Consider the following 6,588-nt stretch of genomic DNA (forward strand, 5'->3'; position numbering starts at 1 on the left):
CCCTATATGGGTTCTTTTTTATTTTTATGCCTTTCAGCGATTGCAGTTGTTTCAAACTTAATATATAATCTATAATCAAATAATAAAAATGATTGGATATTCAACTAAAATCCCTAAAGAATAAGACTTGAGGTGTATTATGAAGATTGGATTTCTTGGTTCCAAAATAAGAATTGATGATATTAAGGAGATCCTCAGTACCCTTTTTACAGATATTACACCTGTATTTATTGAGGAAGATTTGGCCTATTATCAAGAAAGTGTTGAAAAACAATTGCGAGAAATTAAGCCCTCAGTGGATGGCTTTATTTTTTCTGGTGAATTGCAGCATGAATATTATAATTATATTTTTTCCCCTGATGTGCCTTGTGATTATTTGAAAAAGGATTGGTCATCCCTTCAAATCGCATTTATAAAAGCATCCTTAATGGGCCTTGATTTTAGAAATGTCAGTATAGACAGTTATTCAAATTCTGAACTCCACTATCTCTTTACAGACCTTGATATTGATTTTAATGACAACAAATTCTATTTCATCAAGCGTAGACGATTTGATAAATCTTATATGGAAAAGGTAATAGAAGAACATGTTTCACTCTATAAGTCAAAAACAGTAAGAGGTTGTATCACAGCACTCTTCCCTGTATATAAAAGGCTGCTGGAGCTCAGCATCCCCTGTATCTATGTCAAACCAACTGCAGAAAACATTATTAAGACCATTCATCATATTATTGAACTCTGTGATTTAAGACAAAATCAAATTGGGCATACAGCAATTCTCAATGTCAAAATCATACCCAAAAAGGATTATTCCTATATCCGCAAGGATGAATATCTATATATGCATGAGAAAATCAAAGTGGCTGAAGAAATCTATTATTTTGCGCGCAACACTAAGGCAGCTGTGGTCAGTGAATCCAACGACCGCTTCATCATATTGATGAACAAATCGGATTTATTTGAATACACTCAGGGATTTCAATGCTTTTATCTGATCAACTCTATTTTTGCCAATACAAATTGCGATGTTAACATAGGGATAGGATATGGCTTCAATCCCAGTGAGGCAAAAGCCAATGCCAATATCGCCATTGATCGCTTGGATGACTTGAACCCAAACATAACCTATATTGTACCTTATGAAAATTCAGTAATCGGTCCCTTGTATTTTCTAAATGAAGAATACTCCTCTGAAAAACGCGTTGAGGAGAAACTCTTTCTGGAGATATCAGAAAAGACAGGCATATCGCAAACACTACTCTATGATCTTTATATTCTCATGGAGAAGCAGAAAAAGAACAGTTTTACATCGCCTGAGCTCTCTAAAAATCTCAACATCTCTCAGCGCAGTTCTAACAGACTGCTGCTAAAGCTAGAGGAATTCAATTTAGCTTCACATGCTGGGAAACAGCTCACTGGAAAGTCCGGTCGCCCCAGCGACATTTATGAAATTGTACTCAACAAAAGCAACCACTAATCGAATAGGAGTAATTTATGAGTTTTTCAAACATACTAGCAGAAATATTAATCCTCGTCATCTATGTTATTTTAGGCTTCTACATCAAAAAGAAAAAATACCTGACAGATGCAGGTATACAAGATATTAGTAAAATTGTCGTTAATGTCGCCATGCCACTGCTTGTTATTTCAGCAATCAACATTGATTATAAAGCAGAATATGTACACAATATGATCATCATTGCAATCGCCTCATTTTTATATTTGACAATTGTGACCCTGATCAGTTCAAGGCTAGCCCCTAGGATCTCTGATATTGATAACCACAAAAGCTCCATAAGATACTCTTTAACCTTTGGCAACACTGTTTTTCTTGGCTACCCTATCAGCTATGCCCTTTTTGGTGAGCTTGGTATTTTTTACGCCTCTATTTATGTTGCCATGCAAAATATCTTTCAGTGGACTGTCGGCGTTCATATTTTTAAAAGAGAAAAATTCTCATTAACGTCATTGAAACGTCTTCTAAACCCAGGTTTAATTGCCATCACCATTGGACTTGTCATGTTTTTTATCGGCCTTAAAACGCCTAGCTATCTCTTGAGAGTCATCAAGGGCGTTGGGGCGATATCTGTGCCGCTGGCTCTAATGATTATCGGTGCAACGCTCTCGGAATACAAGCTTAAGGATATTATCGTAGATCGTGAAGCCCAAAAGGTCTCCATTTTAAAATCCGTTATTTTTCCGGCTGTCTTTTTGTTTGTATTGATGTTCCTGCCTTTTAATCCCATGATTAAGGGCATTTTAATCATACAAACGGCAGCTCCTGTCCAAGCATCGGCTGCCTTGTTTGCAAAGAATTTTGGTGGGGCTTCAGGGATTGTGGCTAAGTGTGTTGCCTTCACAACCCTACTCTGCACCATCACTATTCCAGTATTCCTTATGTTTGTTCAATAAGCCTTCATGTTGCATTAAGGTTGAAATTCAAAAGTACTTAGTCTAAAAAAGATTCAATTTCACTGGCTTCTAAGATTGACGCCGTAATTAAAATAATTCTTTCTATTGCAGAGTCCAAAAGGGCATATTCTCTGTTGGTGTGATTCCACTCCCCTTTTGGACCCATGCTACATAGGCACGGTACACCTGCCATGGTTATAAAAGCAGCATCAGATGAGCCGCCAATATGCACCGGCTGGGGTTCGCCAAAACCATACTCTAAGGAAATTGACTTTACGAAGTTAAAGGCCTTTTGGTTGAGCGTATTTGAAAAAGGCGGAAATCCACCATCTATAAATACGATGCCTGTGGTTCCTTCAATTTCATTTTTGGAAGCGATTGCTTCGATTTCATTAATGATGTCTTGCTTCATGGACAAATCTTTATATCGGACATCCACTTCAATCTCAGCATAATCTGGCACTGCATTGGCTACAGTACCGCCTTTTATTGTGCCTACAGAGAAAGTGACATCCTTGTATTTAGAGTTTAGGGCTTGTATTTTTAAGATCTTGCTTGCCATTTCTTGAATTGCATTGATGCCATCCTCAAAGTTGGCACCAGCATGAGCTGATTTACCTCTTGTGGCTACACGACATGCTATTCTGCCTTTTCGGGCAACTGTTATCGAATTGCCAACAAGACCTGTTTCCATATTGAAAGCAAGCTTGTAGCCTCTGCTCTCTTCTGTCATCAAGTCCCCTTGATTTGAATGCTCATGGCCATGCTCTTCGTCACCACTGATTATTACCTTTATCGGTTTTTTATAATCAAGGGCTTTGAGCATTTTGATAATATAAAATATAAGGTTGATTCCGCCTTTCATATCAAGTACACCCGGACCAAAAACTTTACCCTTTTCTACTCTGAATGGGTTCTGTGCTAAAAAGCCGTCCTTAAAGACCGTGTCCATGTGGCCGGATAAAATAATGCCTTCACTTTTATCCCCCTGCCCCATTTCACCGATCAACAAGGGGCCTACCGACTCATATTCAACGGTTCGAGTTGTAAGTCCCAATGATTCCAATTCATGCTTTATGAACTCACAAACATTGGTAACGCCTGCCTTATTATGAGTAAAACTTTCAATCTCCACAATCTTTTTCCATGTATCGAGGATGGTTTCTTCGTCAATACCGCATTTCTCTACCGCTTCTAAAATTGCCTTATTCATATCTGGCTCCCTTCGATTTATTTAAGTCCATTATAGTAATTTTAAAAAAGGCCTTATAGTGACCAAAATCTGTCCGTAATCCAAGTCTTAACTCGCCACAGTGTACTCAGTGCAATGCAAATGAATTTTAGACATATTATAGCTCGTTTTTAGTCTTGATGAATCTGTTAATATTTCGATAACAATTATCGACGTTTTGTTAACAAATATAGGGGTTTTGTTAATGCTCGATTTGTAATCAAAAATATGAAAAGGAGCGACATTATGACGAATACTACTCAAAATGCAAAAAGAAAATTTAAAATGCCTGATACCTACGTGCTACTGGTATTTTTTATTCTCGCAGCTGCTGCGCTGACTTATATTCTCCCAGCAGGCACCTATGATATGGTCGGTGATACCAAACAGTTGGACCCAAACTCATTCCATTTCATCGATAAGACGCCAGTTAATCCATTCCAAGCGATTTTAGCGATTTCAACTGGTATGACAAAAGCCGCTTCCATTATCTTTACTGTTTTCTTAGTATCAGGTGCCTTTAAAATCATCAACGACACCGGATCAATAGACTCAGCAATCGACGCCCTGTCTCAGCGTCTCAAATCAAAAGTCATTATATTAATTCCTATTATCATGATTGCAATGTCAGTATTGGGTTATTTGGGGATCATCGTAAATCAAACAATCGTATTCATTCCTATAGGCTTGTTAATCGCTAGGAAACTGAAAATGGATCCAATCGTTGGACTCTCTATGATGTATCTCGCGACTTATTCTGGATTTATTGGTTCAGGTATGGACCCTTTTACAATCGTTGTTGCTCAAAAAATCTCAGGTTTACCAATTCTTTCAGGCATCGGCTATCGAACATTTATCTTTGCATGCCTATTAGGGGCAGCCATTATTTATCTTATGATTTATGCAAAAAAAGTAATGGAAGATCCTTCTAAATCAATTCTTGGTACAAATTACGAGTGGGCTATAGAAGAACACCATACAGCAACTTTTAGCTCAAAGCACAAGATTATTTTAGTTGCATTATTCTTCACCTTTGCCTTCTATATCTACGGTGCTCAAAACCTCAAATGGGGCATGGGCGAACTTAATACCGTCACTATTTTGCTGGCGATATTTAGTGGTCTTATAAGTGGTATGAAATTTGACATGATGAGCAAGTCCTTTGTGGACGGCTGTAAGATGGCTGTATTTTCAGCATTACTCATTGGTTTTGCAACTGCCATTTCAGTGGTATTGTCACAGGGTAATATCATTCATACCATCATCTATTACTGCTCAATGCCGCTTAGCCACTTATCCAGTTATTTCTCTGCCCTCTTTATGTTCTTCTTCAACTGGGGCTTCAATTTCTTCGTACCTTCGGGCAGTGGACAGGCGGCTGTTGTAATGCCAATCCTCGCACCACTCAGTGATGTAATTGGTCTTTCAAAGCAAGTGACCGTTTCTGCTTATAAATACGGCGATGGTATTACAAACCTCATCATCCCAACCTCAGGGACATTGATGGGCTTTATCGGACTTGCTAAGATTCCTTATGAAAAATGGCTTAAGTTCATACTCCCACTAATCGGCATCTGGACAGCAATCGCATCAGCTGCGGTATTAATTGGTGTTGCAATCGGCTTTTAAAGAGATTGGCACTGGTTAATGTTATGGAGGTAAATATGGAACAAGCCTTAAAGGGCATTAAAGTACTAGACCTAACACGTGTGCTTGCCGGCCCTTACTGCACAATGATTCTAGCAGACATGGGGGCTGAAGTCATTAAAATCGAAGCACCCACCAAAGGTGACGATTCAAGACAGTTCGGACCCTATATCAATGGCGAAAGCGCCTATTTTATGAGTATTAATCGAAACAAAATGAGCATGACACTCAATTTGAAAAATCCCGAGGCAAAAGCTGAGTTTTTTAAGCTTATCAAGGCAGTGGATGTCTTAACTGAAAATTTTAAACCAGGCACCATGGAAAAATTGGGTCTTGGTTATGAGGTTTTAAAAGAAATCAATCCACAGCTAATTTATGCGGCAACTTCAGGCTTTGGTCACACTGGGCCCTACAGCCAAAGACCAGCATATGACGGTGTCGTTCAAGCCATGGGCGGCATCATGAGTATCACAGGTGAAAAAGGTGGTAAGCCCATGCGCGTAGGCCCTTCCATCGGCGATATTATGGCAGGTATGTTCACAGCCATAGGTATCTTAGGCGCACTGAACTACCGAAACGAGAAGGGAATCGGCCAAAAGATAGATGTGAGCATGCTGGACTGCCAAGTTGCCGTTCTGGAAAATGCAGTCTCAAGATATTTTGCAACTGGTCAGTCCCCTAGACCTGAAGGCAATCGACACGCTTCCATCGTCCCCTTTGAACCCTTTGAAACTCAAAATGGCGAAATTATGATTGCTGTTGGCAATGACAGTCTTTGGGCAAAATTTTGTACAGTAATAAATCTAGATGCCTTGATCCACAATGAAAAATTTGCAAGCAATCCGTTACGTGCTCAAAATTACGAAACCCTACGTCCTCTTATCTCTGGGGTCTTAAAATCAAAAACCACTGAAGCATGGCAGGGGCTATTTGATGCCTCAGGGATTCCCAACGGGCCTATAAACGATGTCGAAAAAGTAGTCACAGACCCCCAAATTCGCCATCGTGAAATGATTATTGAGATGGACCATCCCATTGCTAAGACGGTTAATATTCCAGGCTTTCCAATAAAAATGAGCGTGACTCAAGGTAAACTCCATAAGTCATCACCCGTTTTAGGTGCAGACACCGAACATATCCTTAAAACCTATAACGGTTTGACCGATAAAGAAATTGCTGCCCTTAAAGACAAGGGGGCTATTTAAGTTCAAGTTAGCACTTTATAGACCCTCTAAATAGATAAAAACAGCTGTTTTAGTGAAAGATCCCTTTCTTCTGAAACAGCTGTTTTAAATGTC

Annotated in this window: 5 protein-coding genes; 4 read left to right on the forward strand and 1 reads right to left on the reverse strand. The window is 39.2% G+C overall.

The annotated features are described in order from the left end of the window. The first annotated feature begins 139 nt into the window (after window positions 1–139). Window positions 140–1,477 (forward strand): hypothetical protein, encoded by a 1,338-nt coding sequence (locus AC220I_RS16085; RefSeq protein WP_486724880.1) that lies wholly within the window; start codon window positions 140–142, stop codon window positions 1,475–1,477. Between the two features lie 17 nt (window positions 1,478–1,494). Beyond that, the gene (locus AC220I_RS16090) at window positions 1,495–2,412 is read left to right on the forward strand and encodes an AEC family transporter (protein WP_486724881.1); all 918 of its coding nucleotides are present in this window, start codon (window positions 1,495–1,497) and stop codon (window positions 2,410–2,412) included. A 37-nt stretch (window positions 2,413–2,449) separates the two neighbouring features. On the opposite strand, the gene AC220I_RS16095 is transcribed toward AC220I_RS16090, so the two are convergent. Further along, a complete protein-coding gene (locus AC220I_RS16095; RefSeq protein ID WP_486724882.1) occupies window positions 2,450–3,625 on the reverse strand; it encodes a M20 family metallopeptidase in 1,176 nt (391 codons plus the stop codon). A 264-nt stretch (window positions 3,626–3,889) separates the two neighbouring features. On the opposite strand from AC220I_RS16095, the gene AC220I_RS16100 reads away from it, so the two are divergent. Together AC220I_RS16100 and AC220I_RS16105 are read left to right on the forward strand one after the other, a co-directional pair. Continuing rightward, window positions 3,890–5,272 carry a YfcC family protein gene (locus AC220I_RS16100; RefSeq protein ID WP_486724883.1) on the forward strand — a complete coding sequence of 461 codons (1,383 nt, stop codon included), beginning with the start codon at window positions 3,890–3,892 and terminating at the stop codon, window positions 5,270–5,272. 35 nt (window positions 5,273–5,307) lie between these two features. Continuing rightward, a complete protein-coding gene (locus AC220I_RS16105; protein WP_486724884.1) occupies window positions 5,308–6,495 on the forward strand; it encodes a CaiB/BaiF CoA transferase family protein in 1,188 nt (395 codons plus the stop codon). Window positions 6,496–6,588: the final 93 nt, after the last annotated feature.

This window comes from Fusibacter sp. (assembly GCF_057447755.1).